This window comes from Arenibacter algicola (assembly GCF_000733925.1).
GTDB classification, from domain to species: Bacteria; Bacteroidota; Bacteroidia; order Flavobacteriales; family Flavobacteriaceae; genus Arenibacter; species Arenibacter algicola.
Genome location: NZ_JPOO01000003.1, coordinates 2,374,848 through 2,394,877 on the forward strand (window position 1 = coordinate 2,374,848; position 20,030 = coordinate 2,394,877).

Consider the following 20,030-nt stretch of genomic DNA (forward strand, 5'->3'; position numbering starts at 1 on the left):
CCTAAAATAAGAATAACCCCGCACATAAGTGCTAAGGGTTATTCAATATAATTGTTAATTAATATTTATTGTTACTAATAACCCGGATTCTGGATTATTGAAGGATCCTTATCGATCTCTTCCTGTTTAATAGGCATAAAATAAACGTGATCCCGCCAAATTCTATTTTCAAAAACAATGTTTGTGGGCCTGTAGACATAATTAAATAAGGACGTATCCTTTCTGTAATCCGTTACAGTGGTTCCCGGCTTTTGAGTGGCCTGAATCAATATTTGCTGTACCTGTTTATTAAGGGATTGTGGACCTTCCAACCATCGTTTCATGTCAAAGAGCCTTGCATCCTCATTTACTAATTCCTTATCCCGTTCCCTTTTATAGAGTTCCAATAATGCCGAACCTGATGCCGTCACCGCTGGTAAGCCATTTCTAAATCGGAGTTTGTTCAACCAAGTTATGGCTTCCCCTTCTTCCCCCAGATTGATATTGGCCTCCACATAATTCAGTAATACCTCGGTATATCTAATATATGGCGCATCTACTTTTTGAAGGTCGTTCGGCCATGAAGCAGGTGTTCTAGGGTCAGAAAATTTCCTGAAATAATACCCAGTTCGGGAACCGTTCCAATCCTCTATAGGACCTTGACGGGTATCAACACCATTTATAATGGTACCATCGGACAAGGTATAATAACCGGTCTGGAGTTCATTAAATTTATCAAATCTAACTACGTCATCAGTTCTTTGCTTCCAGCCACCACCATCATAAAGGAAGGTGGAATAGAAACGTGCTTCACGATTGTCATAAGGCGCTGCGGCATGTGCAGGATTGTCCCAATCAAACTTAGTGCCATCGGCAAAATCGTATTTGGAAACCAAGGCTTCTGTAGGTGTAGTTCCTGCCCATTCGTGATAACCGTTAGGTCCATGGTACAAGGCCACCATTCCAGGTCCTTGGGACCATCCGTCCCCTCCTGGATAGGTCCTGGAACCAAATCCAAATTCCTCAACCAATCTTCCCCAAATAAAATCTTGATTCTCATCTCCCTGAAGCCAAATATCCTCATAATTTTGAATGGCCTCTTCCTGTGAGGCTGGAGAAGTATAATCCAATTTATATCCTATTGTGGCATCCAATAAGGCCTTGGAAGCCACTTTAGCAGCTTCCCACCGTTGCAATTGGGAACCACTAGTCCATCCGATCAATTCAGGATTGCTATAGGAAGCAATGGTAGAAACCCCAGAGTTTTTGGAAGGCTCGTACAAATCACTTGCTACATGGGTCAGTACTCTGGACTTCATAGCCAAAGCAGTAATCTTATCTGCCCTTGCAGGATCTCTAGGTGCCTCTTCCAATAAATCTATAGCCCGGTCCAAATCCGATAAAATTTGGTTCACGGTTTCCGCAAAGGTAGCCCTAGGGTTGTTGGATTCGCTTTCCAAGGTCAAAGGCTCCAAAGTTAAAACCACGCCACCGAACTGTCTCATTAATTGGGTATAAAAGTAGCCTCTCATAAAATAAGCTTCACCAAGCAATCTATTTACCAACGCGGCTTCCATCCCTGCCTCATTAAGGGTAAGTTTTTGGATAGCATTATTGGCACTTCTTATAAAGGGATACAATTGTGGCCAACTGAACCATTGCATGTCCATAAAGTTACCCGCTGGGTTCATTTTACCTTCCGTATAACCATCCACTCCCCTACCTGGGTGTGTAAAAACGGCCTGATCCGTAAAGGCATCCGTAGTCTCCTCACGGGTAAGGGTTCCTGCCCATGTTCCTTGGTACAGATCCAGGACCGCGGCCTCCGCTAATTTAGGATCGGACCATACACTTGTATCCGCAACTTCACTCAGCGGGGTAGTTTCCAGAAAATCCTCGTTACATCCCACAAAAAGAAATCCGAAGGCCAATAAGGCTGTAATTTTTAAAACATTCTTCTTCATCTTTATATTTTTTTAAAACGTTATTTGCAATCCGGTCATTATTGTTTTCAACATGGGGTATGCACCACCATTATTGACCGCTCCTCCACTAGCATTCCTAGTATTACCTACGTCAACACCACCCTGGGTTACCTCTGGATCAAAGGGGAAGTCGGTAATCGTAATCAAGTTAGTACCCGACACTGAAATACGCAAACTTTTAATTCCAAATTGTTTAATTAAATCCTCATCTATACTATAGCCAAATTCCAAGGTTTTTAACCGGAAAAAATCCCTGGTTATAAGATAGGCATCAGTTTGTCCAGAATACCATTGATCACCACGATCCGCCAGTCTAGGACCATAGGCATCTGGATTATCCAAGGACCAGGCACGATCACGAACATCCCGTTGAACATTGGCTAGGGTACCGGACATAAAACTCCACTCGTACGTATTGTATCCACCGGCCGAACCTGTCCAATACATATTAAAGTCCAAGTTCTTATAATTAATCGCCGTATTCCATCCAAATTGGGTATCCGCAAAGGCACTACCCCCAACTCGGGTCTTGTCCTCCGGTCCTATCTTTCCATCACCGCTAATATCCCGAACTCTAGCATCACCTGGCTTTAACAGCGGAGTTACCCCACTGTAATCCAAGGTTTCGGCATCAATTTCAGCCTGGGTACGAAAAACCCCGTCAAATTTATAAAGAAGAGGTCTTCCAATCTCCCCGCCAGTTTCACGCTGCCAAGGCCTGTCAGCTAAATCGGGCTCATCAAAGAATACTAACTTGTTGTTGGAATCACTAAAGTTAAACGTTAAATTATAACTAAACCCAGAATCATTTGCCCCGTTAAGCCCCATGGTAATCTCGTAACCAGTGTTTTCAAACTCCCCTATGTTTACGGCCGGTGCGGCAATACCACTATATTCCGGCAATGTTTTTAAAGGGGTGGTTAAAATATCAGTCCTTGAGTTTTTGTAGATATCAAAACCAAGTGTTAATTTGTTGTTCCAGGTTCTCAAATCGATACCAGCGTTTTGTGAGACGGCCGTTTCCCAAGAAATATCGGGATTTGCCACTTTGCTCTCATATGCCGTAGTATAAACAGGACCTAAACCTGTAGCAGACAATTCATAGGTTGCAAGATACTGAAAAGGCTCCACATTATCATTACCCAACTCTCCATAAGAACCTCTTAGCTTTAAGTAATCAATAAAAGGCAATGCCTTTTTAATGAAGGATTCTTCGGAAACAACCCAACCTACAGATACTCCTGGAAAGAATCCAAACCTATTATTTTCAGGGAATAGGTAAGAACCATCATACCTAAACAAACCTTCAACTAAATACTTGTTCTTGTAGGTATAATTTAGACGGCCATAATAGTTTAAACGGGCGGTCTCATAACCATTTCCAAAGCTATTTTGCCCCTCATTACCGCCTAAGTCCAATTGTGCCAAATCACTGGAAAGGAAAAACCTTCTGAAGGCTCCAAAGAAACTCTGCTCGGATTCCTCACGGGTAACACCCCCCAGCAGTTTAAGATAATGATTACCAAAATCCTTCTCATAAGAGGCATTCAATGATGCCGTAAAATCCGTTAAAGTAGTATGCTGTTGGTTTAAACTTGGATCACCTGGACCACGCTGGGCGGCGGTCAAACCAGAGGAGTTTCTATTTACCCCATCCCAGGTATAAAGCGTCCATGGACGATTCCAGTTCTTGTAATCATAATTCATTTTATCATAAGAAATGGTACTCATTAACTGCAGGCCTTCCACTCCAGGAACTTCAAAAGTTATTCCCATATTACTTTGAACATAGTTGGTGCTTCTATCTGTATATCCAGGACCATCCGTAACCCTTATAGCCGGGTTGTTACCGTTTTCAATATCAGGCCCATATTCACCGGAAGGCCAGAAAGCCGGGAACCAAGGATATTGTCTTACCAAATCGTTGAAAACATTCCCTGGTGAATTGGTAGCTGTATAATTCTCCTCCTGACGGGAATAAAGTCCAACATTCATACTTAAATGATCATTGATCTTTGCATCTAGATTCAACCTAAGATCGTACTGTGTATACCCTTTTGGGGCATTTTTAAAGTTTACATCCTGTCTCAAGTGGCCTAAGGAGGCAAGATATTTAACGTGCTCCGTACCTCCGGAAACCTGTAGGTTCTGACGCTGAATAGGCGCTCCCCTTGTAGTTACCTCCTTCATCCAATCGGTATCTGGATACAACCATGGGTCGTTTCCTGCGGCCGTCTGTTGAATTCGATCGTTGGTAAAGGTTGGATTCACGGTCTCACCATTGTCAGATCTTACGTATGGTGCACCTCTGCCGGCATGGGCAGCATTCCATTCCCCTACGGGTAATTTATACACATTAAGTACGTTTACCAAATCCATATATTCTGCACCCGTTAACATATCAGGGGTTGTAGTGAAACTTTGCAGACCATAATTAGTGGTAATTTTTACCTCAGGCGCACCCACTTTACCGCGTTTGGTAGTTACCAAGATTACCCCATTCGCAGCCCTTGCTCCATAAATGGCCGCAGAGGCATCCTTAAGTACCGAGATGCTTTCTATATCGGCAGGGTTGATCCTAGTAATACCTCCTGCCCTATCTGGGATACCATCAATAACCACCAAGGCCGAAGAGTTGTTAAAGGTATTGGTACCACGCACCCTAATCCCCGTATTTTCCGCTCCCGGAGCAGCGTTACCAGTATCAATGTACAGCCCGGCAACCTTACCCGCAAGTGCCGTTCCCAAGTTGGGGGATGAAGATTTTTCCAGTGCTTCCCCACCTACCGTAGCTACAGATCCAGTTAAAGTTGACTTTTTCTGGGTGCCGTAACCAACTACTACTACTTCCTCCAACTGACTTGCATCCTCTTCCAAGGTAACACTTATTGTAGATTGACCATTAACAGCTACTTCCTGGGTTTTAAAACCAATATAGCTAAATATCAACACCGCATTGTTGGCAACACCCGAGAGGGTATAGTTCCCATCAAAATCGGTTTGGGTACCATTGGTGGTACCTTTTACCACAACACTGGCCCCAGGCAATGGTCCGTTAGCATCGGATACTACCCCTGAAATAGTTTGTTGTACCTCAGCCAAATTAATTGGCTCCTCGGTCCTAAAATTTGCAAATGCCTGCACACTGCTCAGCGCCATGGCAAACATCAAAACCAAAAGCTTTCCTTTGAGCTTCCCTCTTTGAATGATTTCTGTTTGAACAGAAAACCAGGTTTTTTTCTCCATAATGTTAATTGTTTTGTTAGTTAGTTAGTTACAAGCGGTTTAATAAAATTATCATTATTAATTATTTCAAATTGGCGCATAAAAGCTCCCAAAACAAATTGTCATTACACCCTCTAAAGCGAGGTACTATACGTTAAATGTCTGTGGAAATCCTATTATTCCAAAAATGAATATTAAAATCAAAGCCATGCCACTTCAACCTGGATTTTAAATCAATAAATAATAACTGTAAAAAAAACACTTACTTAGCAAATATATTAATTAATATTAAACTTTTGTTAAGATACCACAATTTTATGTTAAAAAAAATTGCAAGATGTTAAATATCCTCATAATAATTTGAGGGGACAGCCATTTAACAAGCTCTTGAGAGCCTCCAATCTCCTTAGGGCGAGTAGGCATACCATAAATCCCATTTATTGCCTATATTAGTGGTATAGCCACTCCCCTATAGGCCGTCCCCAAGCCTTTTATTGAAGAAGATATTATCCATAAAAACTAAAAAAAATTGAAACTAGGTGCCTTTTCAATTAGTCTTAATGTTAAAAATATTAACAATTCCAAAGCATTTTATGAAAAACTCGGATTCTCCGTTTTCGCAGGGGATATCACCATGAATTATCTGATCATGAAAAATGGAAATGCCTTGGTGGGGCTATTTCAAGGCATGTTTCCTAACAACATCCTTACCTTTAATCCAGGCTGGGACGAGAACGCCACAGCTCTACCCTCTTTTGACGATGTTAGAAAAATTCAGGCCCATCTAAAAAGCAAAAATCTAAAATTGGAGCAGGAGGCAGATGAAAAATCGACCGGACCGGCAAGTATTATGCTGACGGATCCCGATGGCAACCAGATTTTGATAGACCAACATGTTTAATTTAGCCAATGGTCAATTCTAATATGTAGGCAATGGACTTAAACTTTACCACCAACACCATCCCATAAAAATGAAACCTCTAATAGTCCTGCTAGCCTCGTTTTTAATAGTCTTGCTCGTTTTATATTTTAGGCGGAAGCAAATAAAATGGCAATTGGCCGGACAAATCGCCATGGCCGCTATGTTGCTTTTTACCTCTTTGGGACATTTTATGTTTACCGAAGGGATGGCCGCCATGATGCCAGAATTTATCCCCCTAAAAAAGGAAATGGTCTATTTTACTGGAGTCATGGAAATTCTATTTGCCATTGGATTGCTTATTCCAAGATTGACGACCCCTACGGCATGGTTGCTAATGCTATTTTTTATCCTCATACTTCCGGCCAATATTAAAGCGGCCGTGGAAAATATAAATTATCAGACCGGGGAACTGAATGGTAGCGGCATTGATTATTTGTGGTTCCGAGTGCCACTACAGATAATTTTTATCCTCTGGGTCTATTTCACCACTTTAAAAAAAATTGAATAGTGCCTTACACTTTAGAGTCTTGGCCTCTGATTAAAATAAATATAATTGATCATAATACCCATGAAAAAATATCTTCCCATTGTATTGCTATTACTAATTAGTGGGTGCAACAAAGCCAAAGTAGCTTTTAACGGTCAAAAAGATTACGCTCCAAACATCACGGAAGTCCAGTCCCAAAATATTTTTGCGGAGACCAAAGACTTCCCAAACAATACCCAGTTGTCCTTAGCCATCATAAAGGACGGGACTACTAAATTCTATGGTGTAAAGCGTGAGAACGACACTATATTTACTATTAATAATCATGATGGGGTTTTTGAAATTGGCTCTATTTCCAAGGTATTTACAGCTACCTTATTGGCGGATATGGTGGTAAACAATCAACTTGGCCTGGATGACAATATCAACGATTATTTGGAATGGCCTTTAAAAGATGGTGTAGAAATAACCTTTAAACAGTTGTCCAATCATACCTCAGGACTTCCAAGACTGCCTACCAACCTTCTATTGGATTCGGTGGACCTGGAGAATCCATATAAGGACTACGATGATCTAAAATTGAAACAATATTTGACCCAAGAGCTACAACTCAGCCAAAATCCAGGGGAGAAATCGGAATATTCCAACCTGGGCGTAGGATTGTTGGGTTTTATTTTGAGTGAAATAGATAGTACCTCCTATGAAAACCTACTCCAGTCCAAAATATGTAGTAAGTACAATATGGGCCATACTACAACAAATAGAAACCTTATTAAGGCCCAACTGATCAATGGCCTGGATGTAAATGGCAAAGAAACTCCCAACTGGGATTTAAATGTTCTAATGGGTGCTGGCGGGATTGTATCTTCGGTTACCGACTTGTCAAAATTTGCGCAAGCGCAATTCAATGATTCCAACCAAGTATTGGCATTGACCAGAGAACCTACCTTTAACCTACAGGCCAATAAAGCCGATATTGGATTGGGCTGGTTCATTCAAAAGAAAATAGAGGAGGACTGGATTATGCATAGCGGTGGAACTGGGGGCTATAGATCCCATATGGTTCTTGATATAGCGAACAAAAATGGCGTAATTATTCTCTCCAATATTTCAGCCGCAGATAAAAACAGTATGAACATCGATAACCTTGGCACACGCCTAATGGGAACACTTAAAAAATCCCATTTAATGGCCCAACAATAACGCATAAGGGAAATACGACAACCCAAAGGCAAAAAAGGATTTTCCTTACTTAATAGTTTTTATATATTTTTAAGTCTCCTACCTATAATAATTATTGAATACCTGCCAATAATATGTTTATGTCAACCTAAAAAAATATGAACCATTTTTTTATTCCTTTTCTCTTATTTCTATCCGTTAGCAGTACAGCCTATGCACAAAAAGAAAAACTGAACATCATAGTTTTTATAGCTGATGATGTTAGCTGGGACGACCTTGGTTGTTACGGGAACACACAGGTTAAAACCCCGAACATTGACCAACTTGCAAAAAACGGATTAAAGTTTGATAATTTCTATTTAACGGCAAGCTCATGTAGCCCCAGCAGAAATTCCATAATTACAGGGAGATACCCACATAATACCGGAGCTGCCGAATTACATACCACGCCTCCCTTAAACATGGTATCCTTTCCTGAGTTATTGAGGAACAACAACTATTATTCGGTCATGGCCGGGAAGTTTCATATGGGCCCTTATGCCAGACGTGGATTTGATATGATGTTTGAGCATCGCAATGAGAATGGGGATGGGGGTGAAGAAAGTTGGCTAAACTCCCTTAAGAAAAGACCAAAAACCAAACCCTTTTTTATGTGGTTCGCATCCTATGATGCCCACCGGGATTGGGGACCCAACAAATTTTCGGGAACACACCAACCCAACCAATTGGAACCCCCATTCTATTTATCCAATGGAGACGAAACAAAAGCCGATTTGGCCAAATACTATGACGAAATTTCAAGGTTCGATTTCTATATTGGAGAGGTGGTCAAGGAACTGAAATCACAAAAGGAGCTGGACAATACCTTAATAATTATTATGTCCGATAATGGACGGCCATTTCCCCACAGTAAGACAAGGGTCAATGACCGTGGTATGAAGACTCCCTTTGTTATGCATTGGCCCAACGGAATAAAAAATAAAAATACCTCGAGTAAAAGCCTAATAAGTGCCGTGGATATCGCCCCCACAATATTGACACTTGCGGGCATTGATAGCCCCGACCATTTTCAGGGCCATAGTTTCGACCGACTTCTAACCGAACCAGACCTCCCTTTCCGCAATTATCTTTTTGCCGAGCACAATTGGCACGACTATGAAGCTCACGAGCGTATGGTCAGGAACGAAAATTATATGTATATATTAAATTCGAGACCCATGCAACCACAAAACGGACCGTTGGATGCCGTGGGCAGTCCGTCCTTTAAGGAATTGGAAATCTTAAAAGACCAAGGACAACTTTCTGCCATACAGGCAGATGTGTTTATGGCACCCAGACCCCATGAAGAACTTTATGATTACAGTAGGGACCCCCTACAATTGCTCAATGTGGCCTCGCTACCCGAGTACGCGGAAACACTAAAAAGCATGAGAAATATTTTAAGCGAGTGGATGACGGAAACTGGAGATAATATCCCCAAAAACCTAACCAAGGACTGGTATCTTAAAGAAGCCGGATTAATAAAAACGGAGTTTCATAATATTAGGGGAGAAATGCCCGGTCAGAAGTTAAATGCTACAAAAAATAATGCAAAAGGGGCATTTTAGGCTAGATTATTTGCAAAAATATTATTTCCCAAAGAAATATGGAAAGTAATGGCCTAAAGGTCTTGTCCATAATTCCAACGATAAATGGCAAAGAATATAGAATGGCTTTCCCAATGGCCCATAAGTTCCATATATTTAAAGAATAAAATTCACATTAAAAATGAGCAACAAGCAATTGACCATCACCGCCAGTATTTTGGCAAAAACCGAAAAACGCGAATTTGTAAAGCAAGCCCTATTAAAACTTATACCTCCTACCCTTAAGGAGGAAGGCTGCCTAAACTATGATCTGCACCAGGACAATGAAAACCCTGATCGTTTTTTCTTCTATGAAAATTGGAACAGTTATGACCATTGGCAACAACATAACAACAGTGCACATATAGCAGCACACAGAAAGGCTACCGAAGGCGCCGTAGTGGAAGTAATTATAGGTCAGTTAACTCCGGTTAGTTAAATGTTTTGCATTTAAAAATGTAGTATCTTTCAAGGACCACGGTAAACACATTTACTGTGGTCCTTAAGTAATTTATAAACATGAAAAAATACGCTACACTATCCCTTTGTTTCATTCTATTGACGCTTACGAGCGCTTTGGCCCAAAAAGAACCAATAAAATTGGGAGTGGTTGGCCTTACCCATGGGCATGTTGGCTGGATATTAAATAGGGAAGCCAATGAGGATATCATTATGGTAGGTATTGTAGAAACCGATCGAAATCTGGCCCAGCGTTTATCGGAAAAGCACGGCTTTCCCATGGAAATGGTATTTAATACCATGGAGGAAATGATCGCTGCAGTTAAGCCCGAGGCCGTAGCCGGCTTTGGTAACATTTACGACCACCTTGCCATTGTGGAAGCCTGCGCTCCCAAAGGCATCCATGTAATGGTAGAAAAACCCTTGGCCGTTAGCTTGGATCACGCCAAAAAGATGGAGGCCCTTGCCAAAAAACATAAGATTCATCTTCTCACCAATTATGAAACCTCTTGGTATCCCACCAATGTAAAGGCCTATGAACTGCTCCATAAGGGCACTATAGGCGCTCTTAGAAAGGTTATTGTAAGGGACGGACACAAGGGGCCGAAAAAAATTGGGGTGAGCCCCGAATTTTTAAATTTCCTGACCGATCCCAAACTCAATGGAGGTGGTGCCATTATGGACTTTGGGTGCTACGGAGCCAACCTTATGACCTGGATACAACAAGGCAAAAGGCCCAACTCGGTTACCGCAGTAACCCAACAGCTACAGCCAGAGAACAACCCCAAGGTCGACGATGATGCAACCATAATACTTACCTATGATAGTGCCATGGCTATTCTGGAGCCTTCATGGAACTGGCCTATTGGCCGTAAGGATATGGAGATCTATGGAGAAAAAGGAGCAATATATGCCGATAACAGACATGACCTGCGATTACGGATTTCGGAAGGATACAGTGGTTATGATGAGGAAACTTTTAAACTAGGGGAAAGGGATGCCCCTTATGACGAACCCTTCGCCCTGTTCGCTTCCGTGATTAGAGGAGAAACCACCTTGGATAGGTACGACCCCTATACTTTGGAAAACAATATGATTACCATGGAAATCTTGGAGGCTGCCGTTCAAAGTTCAAAATCGCAACGCACCATCCAACTTAAAAAATAATTTTCTTGAAAAGCGATATCAGAAAACAAAATCGAAAAAAAGTTGTATCTTATTGAAAATTAGGTTCGTATATCCTACACCCTCTTCCCGACCGGCATAAATTACCTTTATACCCCCATTGTTGTGTTGAATTCTAAAGCAATTGGAAATGAGGATTACGATTCTTTTACCTGTGGTGCTTTTTGCAATTACAGGTTTTGCCCAGAACAAACTCCCTATAATAGATATGCACTTGCATGCCCTCCCTGCTGCACTTAACGGACCGCCGCCTACTGCCATCTGTGCGCCTCCGGAAGAAATGCCCGTTCATGACCCTGCAAAATCCTGGGCAGAGGGCTTCAATCAATATCTCAAAAATCCCAAATGCGAAAATGCAGTGTGGGGCCCCGTAACCGATAAAGAAGTTATGGACAATACCTTGGAGATTTTAGAAAAAAACAATATTTATGGAGTAACCAGCGGGTCCTTGATAGATGATTATATGTCCGTTGGTGGAGATCGTATAATACCAGCATTACATTTCAATTTTTTTATGACCGATAAGACTCCAGAAAAAGTACGGGAATTCCTGTCGTCTGGAAAATACAAGGTATTTGCTGAAGTAGCCATCCAATATAACGGTGTTTCGCCCAGTGACCTAAGATTTGATCCTTATGCCAAAATTGCCGAAGAATTGGACATTCCCATAGGAATACATTTGGGTACCGGACCTCCCGGTGCGGCCTACCTACCGGGAGTTGGGAATTACAGGGCCAAACTACACAGTCCCTTAGTGGTAGAAGAACTGCTAATGCGCCATCCAAAACTAAGAATCTATTTAATGCATGCAGGGTATCCTATGATAGATGATCTTTTGGCCGTGCTTTGGACCCATCCGCAGGTTTATGTTGATGTAGGGGTAATTTGTTTCGCTATTCCCAGGAAAGCCTTTCACGAATATCTTAGACGTATTTTTGATGCAGGATTTGGAAAAAGGGTAATGTTTGGGTCGGACCAAATGAATTGGCCCAAAACTATAGAGGTTGGTCTAGAAGCTATCAACACAGCTGATTTTCTGGATATCCAACAAAAAAGGGACATTCTTTATAACAATGCAGCAAAATTTCTCCGCCTTAGTGATGAGGAAATTGCCATACATCACGGAAAAAAAACTGATTAACCACACAACACTGCCTAAGATGAATTCAACATAAAAAATAATTACAAGACATTGATTTCGTGTAAATTAAAAAAATACTACTGTCCCCTCGAGAGCCTTCCTAGAGAAGGCAGGCGGAGTCGAGAGGTTATTGTACTGTGACGATTTTTAATTGAGGTCTCTCCCGATAACCATTGGGATGCGCCTGTCTACTTACAGGCAAGCTAGACAAAAAAAATAATCATAAATAGCTCATTAACCATTAAATATAAATCGAACTAACGTTGCCTAATGTATTTTTTGGGCGTTCCCTCCTTCGTCGGGCGGGCCCTTGGCTATATCCCTGGCCTTGCTGCGGGGATGCCGCCGCGGTCCCTAACGCTTTTCAAAAAACCTAAAGTTATCACTTGTAAAATTCCAAGTTTATTGGAGGATATAGATGAAATAAAACTTCGAAATCACAACACAACCCAAATCTAAAAAAGTTGCAAATACCGAAATCTAAAGATCTACCCACTTAAAATCATTGGGCACTGTTGCATCAAACAACTCAACGTTCAAGGTCTTGGCCGTAGTTTTCCCCATAGCAAATGTGGCTCCCAGATCCAGCCCCTCATAAATGGTAAAGCTTCTGTTGCCCTTTGTCCACAAATTTACCTCATAGGTATAAGACTTATTTTCCTTTAATTGTCTAAAAACGGATACATATATTATTTTGGGCAATGTTTTCCATCTACCCAGACCTATAGGTCCCACACGATACTCTTCCTTGTATTTCTGATTTTCAAGATCGAAGAAAATACTCTTTATATTTGAAAATATAATTCCCTGGGCCATACAAACTGTGGCAATATAAAGTACACCAAAATTCCGGCTGTCGTGCCTTCCGTCCGATGGGACAATTTCGTACCCAAAAAAGAACATGGCCAGCAAAATAATGGCCAAGGTATAGAAAACGGAAGCTATCACGGTCTGCCATAAGGGCCTTACTCCCTCAGAAATTATGATCTTACTCTTGTCCATAGGCCTTAAAACGACAAAAGCCATACGAAACGTACAGCTTTTGCTTAATTTATTTTTGGCATTAAACTATGTTAATCTGCCAGTACTATTACTTTATTGTTCTTCATTTCAACAGTACCACTGCTAATTGCAAGGATGGTGTCGCCATTGGAAGCTTTGGAAAATTTGTCCCCATAAACTTCGTCCATTACTACATTACCCTTTATCCTTACCTTTCCTTCTTGTAGCAGGGAAACGATAGGGGCGTGGTTGTTCAACATTTGAAATTCACCATCAATTCCAGGAACCGTTACTGCAGTAACTTCTCCGGCAAACAAAGTAGCCTCTGGTGATACAATTTCTAGATACATATTTTTATCGGTATTCAGTATTCAGCACTCAGTATTCAATGGTATCATGCCAATTGTTAACTGATTACTGCCTACTCATTTACGCTTCAGCAAGCATTTTCTCTCCAGCTTCAATAGCCTCTTCTATGGTACCTTTAAGGTTAAAAGCAGATTCTGGAAGATGATCCAACTCGCCATCCATAATCATATTAAATCCTTTAATAGTTTCCTTAATATCTACCAATACCCCTGGGATACCTGTAAATTGCTCCGCTACGTGGAATGGCTGGGAAAGGAAACGTTGTACACGTCTTGCCCTACCTACGGCCAATTTATCCTCTTCGGACAATTCTTCCATCCCCAAGATGGCAATAATATCCTGAAGTTCTTTATAACGTTGCAATAACTCCTTTACCCTTTGGGCACAGGCGTAATGATCTTTCCCTAAAATTTCGGCGGTCAAAATCCTTGAAGTTGAATCCAAAGGATCCACCGCTGGATAAATACCCAACTCAGCAATTTTACGTGACAATACCGTAGTAGCATCCAAGTGGGCAAAGGTTGTTGCCGGAGCTGGATCCGTTAAATCATCCGCAGGTACGTATACCGCCTGTACGGAAGTAATGGAACCTCTTTTGGTTGATGTAATACGCTCCTGCATGGCGCCCATTTCTGTTGCCAAAGTTGGTTGGTAACCTACCGCTGATGGCATACGTCCTAAAAGGGCCGATACCTCGGAACCTGCTTGCGTAAAACGGAATATATTATCTACGAAGAATAGAACATCCTTTCCTTGGCCTTCACCTGCACCATCACGGAAATATTCTGCAATTGTCAAACCAGACAAGGCCACACGTGCACGTGCTCCAGGAGGTTCGTTCATTTGTCCAAAAACGAATGTCGCTTTGGAATCCTTCATTACTTTTTTATCTACTTTGGATAAATCCCATCCGCCTTCTTCCATAGAATGCAAGAAATCATCCCCGTATTTTATAATACCGGACTCCAACATCTCGCGAAGCAAATCGTTCCCTTCACGGGTACGTTCCCCAACTCCTGCGAATACAGAAAGTCCACCATGTCCTTTTGCAATGTTGTTGATCAATTCTTGGATAAGTACCGTTTTACCAACACCCGCACCACCAAATAAACCAATCTTACCACCTTTTGCATAAGGCTCTATCAAATCGATTACTTTAATTCCAGTAAACAATACTTCCGTAGAAGTAGATAAATCCTCAAATTTAGGAGCATCCCTGTGAATTGGAAGACCGTCTTTACCAGCTTTGGGCAAATCCCCAAGACCATCAATCGCATCTCCAATTACATTAAATAGACGACCATATACATCGTCACCTATTGGCATCTGGATTGCGCTTCCTGTTGCTTCAACGGCAACTCCCCTACTTAATCCATCTGTAGAATCCATAGAAATAGTCCTTACCGTATTTTCACCTACATGGGACTGTACTTCCAAAATCAACTTGGAACCATCTTTATTAATGATTTCCAAAGAATCATAAATCTTGGGAAGGTCCGCTCCGGACTGAAATTCAACATCAACTACCGGGCCGATGATTTGGGAAACTTTACCTGTAACTTTAGACATTACTTGAGTATTTACGTTTTACTGTTATCTTTAAAATAAAAACAGCGCGACATACCGCTTTGTTTTTAAGGCTGCAAAGATATGTTTTCCATTCTTAAAAAGAAATTGTTTTTTTAATTTTTATGGAAGAACTGAGGTATCCTTTTTACGTTTGCCAAAAAATACTACTTTCCACTCCTTTCTTAGCTTTTGCTATTCAACATGAATAAGTTTTCAAATACTAACCAATATTAACTTAAACACAAAAAAAGCACCTTAAATAAGGTGCTGTATATCTGTTTAAATTAACTATATTCTATTGAAGTGTTGAAGAATAATTTGTTGGATAGTCACCTATATCCAACAAAGAACCAGATGCCTCAAAATTAGAACCATAAGTAACATCTATGGCTTTCATAAATTCATTAGCTATCAAAGCATAACCTCTAGATGTTGGATGAACACCATCTAGAGAAAATGCCCCACCCGTAACCAATTCGGCCGTTAATATAAAATTACCACTGCTAAATCCTCCATCTGCCAATTTGTTCATTAAACCATTGGCATCAACCAAACCTAAACCTGCTTGAGTAGCAGTTGCTGCGATAGTTGCATTAAATGCAGTCGTTGCTGCTGCTATCTCTGCTTGTTCACTTGGCAATAAAACCCATTTATCAGCTAATGGTAAGGACACCCCTTCTACCGAAAATTGCCCTGCCAATGCTTGGGATAGTCCCTGGGACATTAAAAATGCTACTGAACTGGTGTTTACCGTACCAATAATAGATGAACTAGGCAACACCAACAAATCGTCTGCTGTAGCCTGCCTTGCTTGTCCGTAAGCTAAACCAAAAAGATCGGCTACCACAGGGGCGGCTTCAACAGGCAAACCAAATGATTGCACAAAGGCAGGAAAGGTAGGACTTGCCTTCAATACTCCTGCAATTTGAGCTGATAAATTAATTAAGGATTCATCGTTAACCACAACCGCACTTGCCTCAGTCGTTGAAAAAACAATCTGTCGGTCTGTTGCGTTTGGAATTCCTTGACTCTCCAAAAAAGCAAAAACCTGATTCAACTGACCAAATACACCATTTAACGTAGGTATTTGATCAGTATAAGATTGTAAACATTCATCATTAGGGTCTAAGGGATTATAGGGTACTGTTGTAAAATGTGGAATACTTGATACATCTGGAATATTTGCCACAACACCTTTTGCGCCACCTGCCGTAACTGCTCCGACCAAGGTTGCATAAGTTTGATTGAAACCAACTCCAGGTGCTCCATCCAATGGGGTGATAGCACTAGATCCGTCTCCGCCAGAAAGCGCATAACCTAAAACATCATTAATCCCAACCCAAAGTGTAAAAAAGGTCGGTGATTGTGCAATAACATCACCTAAAACGCTAGCACTGGGATCTGAAGCCATTCTTATAAAATAAGGATTTGCCAAGCCTAAGGAAAGATTTGCCAAACTGCCATATCCTGGAGCCAATAAATGGAAACTTTTTGCGCCAGGAACACCCATATTATTAAATGGCCCGGTTGGATTATTTAATACAAAATCTGTAGTAGAACCAGTTGCCTGAGTATTGGGATTGTTAGGATCAATTCCAAGAACAACAGGGCCAGTATTATCAGGGCATGCTGAATTGGTATCAGAATAAAAATAGAGTCTTGGAGCGAATAGGTTCTTTCCAGATTGTGGATCTAAAACAGGATTTCCTCCTAATAAAAGTCCTCCAATATTATCATTCGTCAACGGTTGGGAAAAATTACCACCGCCAACCAATGAAAATTTTTGCGACAATAGATTAGGAAAAGAATTTTGCTGTGATGCAATAAATAATGCATTATCGGAGAAACCAGCCGTAAATGAATTTCCTATAGCTACATATTTGGAAAAATCGGCAGAACCAGCGGTCAATGCGGGCTTTGCCTCCTCTTCCGCAACAGCGTTCAAATCTACATCTTCTGGATCGTTACAATTAGTAAACAAAATCAGTAAAGATGCTAAGAATATATATTTTAAATTTTTCATGTCAAATTATGATTTGATTTTAGTTTAGTTATTAATTGTCCAAGATAGGTAGTACATAGACCCAATAAAACCTGTTCCGAAGGCAGTAAAATACTCCTTGCCGGTAATGTTGGTTCCACCTAACTTAAAGGAAGATTTGATGCTTGGAACAGTGTAGCTAATTTGAGCATCAAGTGTATGGAATTCCGGCACAACACCATTGCCAAAAGTGGCTTCCCAAAAATAATCATCACTAAATCTGTATGCTAGATTAAAGCCAAAGTTTTTGAATAATTCCTCATTCCCAAAATTGGCTTTAAACTTATGTTCCGGGGTATTAAAATTCAACATAACATCTGGATTTGCTTCTCTATCAAAATCCAACTTTGTAAAAGTATAACTACCTCCTAAATCAAAATTACCTAGTACTTTCATGTCCAAACCAATAGAAGCTCCGTAAGAGTTAACATCGGCATCAGTATTGGTATAGGCACTATAGCGCTGAATATCATCGTTTCGGATAGCATCTATAGAGAGATTGCCATCACCTGCAATACCATAAAAAGGTGCATCAACAACCTCTTGAGAAATGAAGTCTTTATAACTATTGTAATAGGCACTAAAATCAACTACAAGTTTATCTATCTTTCCTCTATACCCAACCTCAATAGACGTAACCTGTTCGGGTTTTACCAATTCCGGATTTGAAACCTTTAAATCAGCCACGTTATCCGTAATCTTAAAGGTCTCCACTGACTGCGCTGAATAGGCATTTTCATATGCCGCTCTTCCTGTTTGTACTACTGATGCGGGCTGGCCTGACAATTGACCGGTTGAACTTACATCATAGGTGTCAGAATAACGGTTCAAGTTTTCAGGTGCGGAACCAACTAAAATTGCTCTTCCTGCATCTAACCCAATAAATAAATCTTGCGTGGTCGGGTTTCTAAATCCTGTTTGCACAGAGGCTCTAATGTTGTGATCTCTATTAAGTGTTAAACCAGCAGAAATACGTGGTGATATGAAGCCATCAAAAAATTCTGATTTATCATAACGTGCCGATCCTGTCAATTTTATGCTTTTCACATCGGAAAGTTCAATCTTTTTTTGAATTTGGGTATAAATACCATATTCCGAATAATCTATTGGGCCATCAGTATCAGTATATATTGTACCGCCAGAATTTAAACTGTATTTTCTATAGGATCCTCCAATTTGAATTTCAGCAACATCAATCAAATGGCTAAAATTATAATTACCATCAGCATGGTAATATTTAGAGGCATCTTGAAACTTAGAACCCGTTGATAAATCGGGATCATTTATGCTTTTATTAAATGCCGCATCAAATTGCGGTGTTCCTGGTAGGTAACGCCCCGTGTCTGCAACGGCTCTAGCCTGTGCATGTTTTTGATCAACTGTTAAACCAGAAGGGTTGCCAGACAATTCTATTCCAGCATAAGTTGCTATATAATCCCCAAACCAATCTTCATCGGATTTCCAAGATCTGTTAATGTTAATCCCAGTAAACACCATATCATAAGAGTCTCCTGCTTTGTCCCCTACAACATATCCTCGTAAAAAGAAATTGTCATTTTTAATTTCCAACTTATGTTGCTCTTGAAAAAAACCATTGATATTATAGCGGTTTGTTCCTTGATAAATAGTAGTACCAGTACCCACTTTACCCACATAAGAAAGCTCAAGGCTGTTGTCTTCAATTGGGCGATAGTATAATCCCCAATCTGCTTTAATACTTTCTGCGTTATAGTTGGTTAAATCACCCTCATTGTAACCTGTTCTACTTACCTCTACATCTGGAATAATTCCCAAGCCAGAGGCAGATCTAATGTTCGTGGAAACTTCATCTCCGTATACATTAATTCCATCATAGTTATAATTGGCCCTTGTCCTAGATGGATCGAATTTATCAACCTCACTAGTTGCGGCCCAATCTGTACCTTTTAAATATCCGAAATTTACTTTACCAGCGAATTTGTCCGAGAATTTATGAGCCGCACGAATACCAAAATCAGTATACGGATTAGTTCCTGCCGACTCTTGAGAGGTGACACCTCTTTTTATAGATACACTAATTCCTTCATGATCAAAAGGGCTTTTACTACGCATAAAAAGTATCCCGTTAAAGGCATTGGCACCATAAAGTGCCGAGGATGCCCCGGGTAGTAATTCAACACTAAGAACATCTGTCTCAATCATCCCTACTAAGTTTCCAATAGGAAAATTTAATGCCGGAGTAGAATTATCCATCCCATCCACCAATTGCATAAATCGAGTATTGGCAAATGAAGCAAAGCCCCTAGTGTTTACGGATTTAAAAGTTAAACTGTTAGTGTTTACGTCTACACCTTTTAAATTTTCCAGGCCATCATAGAAATCGGCCGAAGCAGTATTCTGGATTTCACTAAGCCCAAATCTTTCCACCGTAACCGGGGATTCAAAAACGCGCTCTGGAGTCCTTGAAGCTGAAATTACCACCTCGTCCAAACTTGTCTGTTCCTCGTTTAAAACAACCGAAATAGTCTGATTGTTTTGGGTAATATTAGCAGTAGAAGCCACAAATCCAATACTGGTAATATTCAATGTAAACGGGGGGTTCTCAGAAGTGTTCAATATAAAATTCCCGTCAAAATCGGATACAGTTCCGATGGCTTTGCCCATAATTACAATGTTGGCTCCAGGTACTGGGTCATTATTTTGATCCACCACATTCCCTTTAATAATTGTTTGTGAATGCGCCAACATTCCAAACATGAAAAAGAATAATAGAAGCGTTGATCTCATAAAGTCTTGAGTTAAATTAGTATCAGTTAATGGTAAGATATCACCAATAGCCAATATACACTAAATTTCAATTTGACAATAAGAAAATCAAAT

14 protein-coding genes are annotated in these 20,030 nt (G+C 40.6%); 7 read left to right on the forward strand and 7 right to left on the reverse strand.

Translation table 11 applies throughout. The features are described from left to right. Positions 1–74: 74 nt before the first annotated feature. Both U735_RS0120780 and U735_RS0120785 read right to left on the reverse strand, forming a co-directional pair. On the reverse strand, positions 75–1,943 hold the full coding sequence (locus tag U735_RS0120780) for a RagB/SusD family nutrient uptake outer membrane protein (protein WP_031445662.1): 1,869 nt from the start codon (positions 1,941–1,943) through the stop codon (positions 75–77). 12 nt (positions 1,944–1,955) lie between these two features. After that, positions 1,956–5,210 carry a SusC/RagA family TonB-linked outer membrane protein gene (locus U735_RS0120785; protein ID WP_051892267.1) on the reverse strand — a complete coding sequence of 1,085 codons (3,255 nt, stop codon included), beginning with the start codon at positions 5,208–5,210 and terminating at the stop codon, positions 1,956–1,958. A 508-nt stretch (positions 5,211–5,718) separates the two neighbouring features. On the opposite strand from U735_RS0120785, the gene U735_RS0120790 reads away from it, so the two are divergent. From U735_RS0120790 to U735_RS0120825, 7 genes are all read left to right on the forward strand, one after another. Next, on the forward strand, positions 5,719–6,090 hold the full coding sequence (locus U735_RS0120790; RefSeq protein ID WP_031445664.1) for a VOC family protein: 372 nt from the start codon (positions 5,719–5,721) through the stop codon (positions 6,088–6,090). 154 nt (positions 6,091–6,244) lie between these two features. Further along, the gene (locus U735_RS0120795; RefSeq protein ID WP_316933031.1) at positions 6,245–6,619 is read left to right on the forward strand and encodes a DoxX family protein; all 375 of its coding nucleotides are present in this window, start codon (positions 6,245–6,247) and stop codon (positions 6,617–6,619) included. Between the two features lie 60 nt (positions 6,620–6,679). Further along, positions 6,680–7,801, forward strand: coding sequence for a serine hydrolase domain-containing protein (locus tag U735_RS0120800; RefSeq protein WP_051892268.1), 1,122 nt, complete (start codon positions 6,680–6,682; stop codon positions 7,799–7,801). Positions 7,802–7,938: 137 nt separating this feature from the next. Continuing rightward, positions 7,939–9,387, forward strand: coding sequence for a sulfatase family protein (locus U735_RS0120805; protein ID WP_031445667.1), 1,449 nt, complete (start codon positions 7,939–7,941; stop codon positions 9,385–9,387). Positions 9,388–9,547: 160 nt separating this feature from the next. Continuing rightward, on the forward strand, positions 9,548–9,844 hold the full coding sequence (locus tag U735_RS0120815) for a putative quinol monooxygenase (RefSeq protein ID WP_031445668.1): 297 nt from the start codon (positions 9,548–9,550) through the stop codon (positions 9,842–9,844). 80 nt (positions 9,845–9,924) lie between these two features. After that, entirely contained in the window at positions 9,925–11,031 is a 1,107-nt protein-coding gene (locus U735_RS0120820) for a Gfo/Idh/MocA family protein (protein WP_031445669.1), read from the forward strand. A gap of 148 nt (positions 11,032–11,179) precedes the next feature. Then, on the forward strand, positions 11,180–12,190 hold the full coding sequence (locus tag U735_RS0120825; RefSeq protein ID WP_051892269.1) for an amidohydrolase family protein: 1,011 nt from the start codon (positions 11,180–11,182) through the stop codon (positions 12,188–12,190). A gap of 480 nt (positions 12,191–12,670) precedes the next feature. Here the strand turns inward: U735_RS0120825 and U735_RS0120835 are convergent, their stop codons facing one another. The 5 genes from U735_RS0120835 to U735_RS0120855 all read right to left on the reverse strand — a co-directional run bounded on the left by U735_RS0120835 (position 12,671) and on the right by U735_RS0120855 (position 19,937). Next, complete coding sequence (locus U735_RS0120835; RefSeq protein ID WP_146032775.1) at positions 12,671–13,216, reverse strand: hypothetical protein; 546 nt, start codon at positions 13,214–13,216, stop codon at positions 12,671–12,673. A 47-nt stretch (positions 13,217–13,263) separates the two neighbouring features. Then, the gene (locus U735_RS0120840) at positions 13,264–13,542 is read right to left on the reverse strand and encodes a FoF1 ATP synthase subunit delta/epsilon (RefSeq protein ID WP_031445673.1); all 279 of its coding nucleotides are present in this window, start codon (positions 13,540–13,542) and stop codon (positions 13,264–13,266) included. 79 nt (positions 13,543–13,621) lie between these two features. Continuing rightward, entirely contained in the window at positions 13,622–15,130 is a 1,509-nt protein-coding gene (atpD, locus tag U735_RS0120845; RefSeq protein WP_031445674.1) for a F0F1 ATP synthase subunit beta, read from the reverse strand. 295 nt (positions 15,131–15,425) lie between these two features. After that, positions 15,426–17,153, reverse strand: coding sequence for a hypothetical protein (locus tag U735_RS0120850; protein WP_031445675.1), 1,728 nt, complete (start codon positions 17,151–17,153; stop codon positions 15,426–15,428). 24 nt (positions 17,154–17,177) lie between these two features. Continuing rightward, on the reverse strand, positions 17,178–19,937 hold the full coding sequence (locus U735_RS0120855) for a TonB-dependent receptor (RefSeq protein WP_031445676.1): 2,760 nt from the start codon (positions 19,935–19,937) through the stop codon (positions 17,178–17,180). Positions 19,938–20,030: the final 93 nt, after the last annotated feature.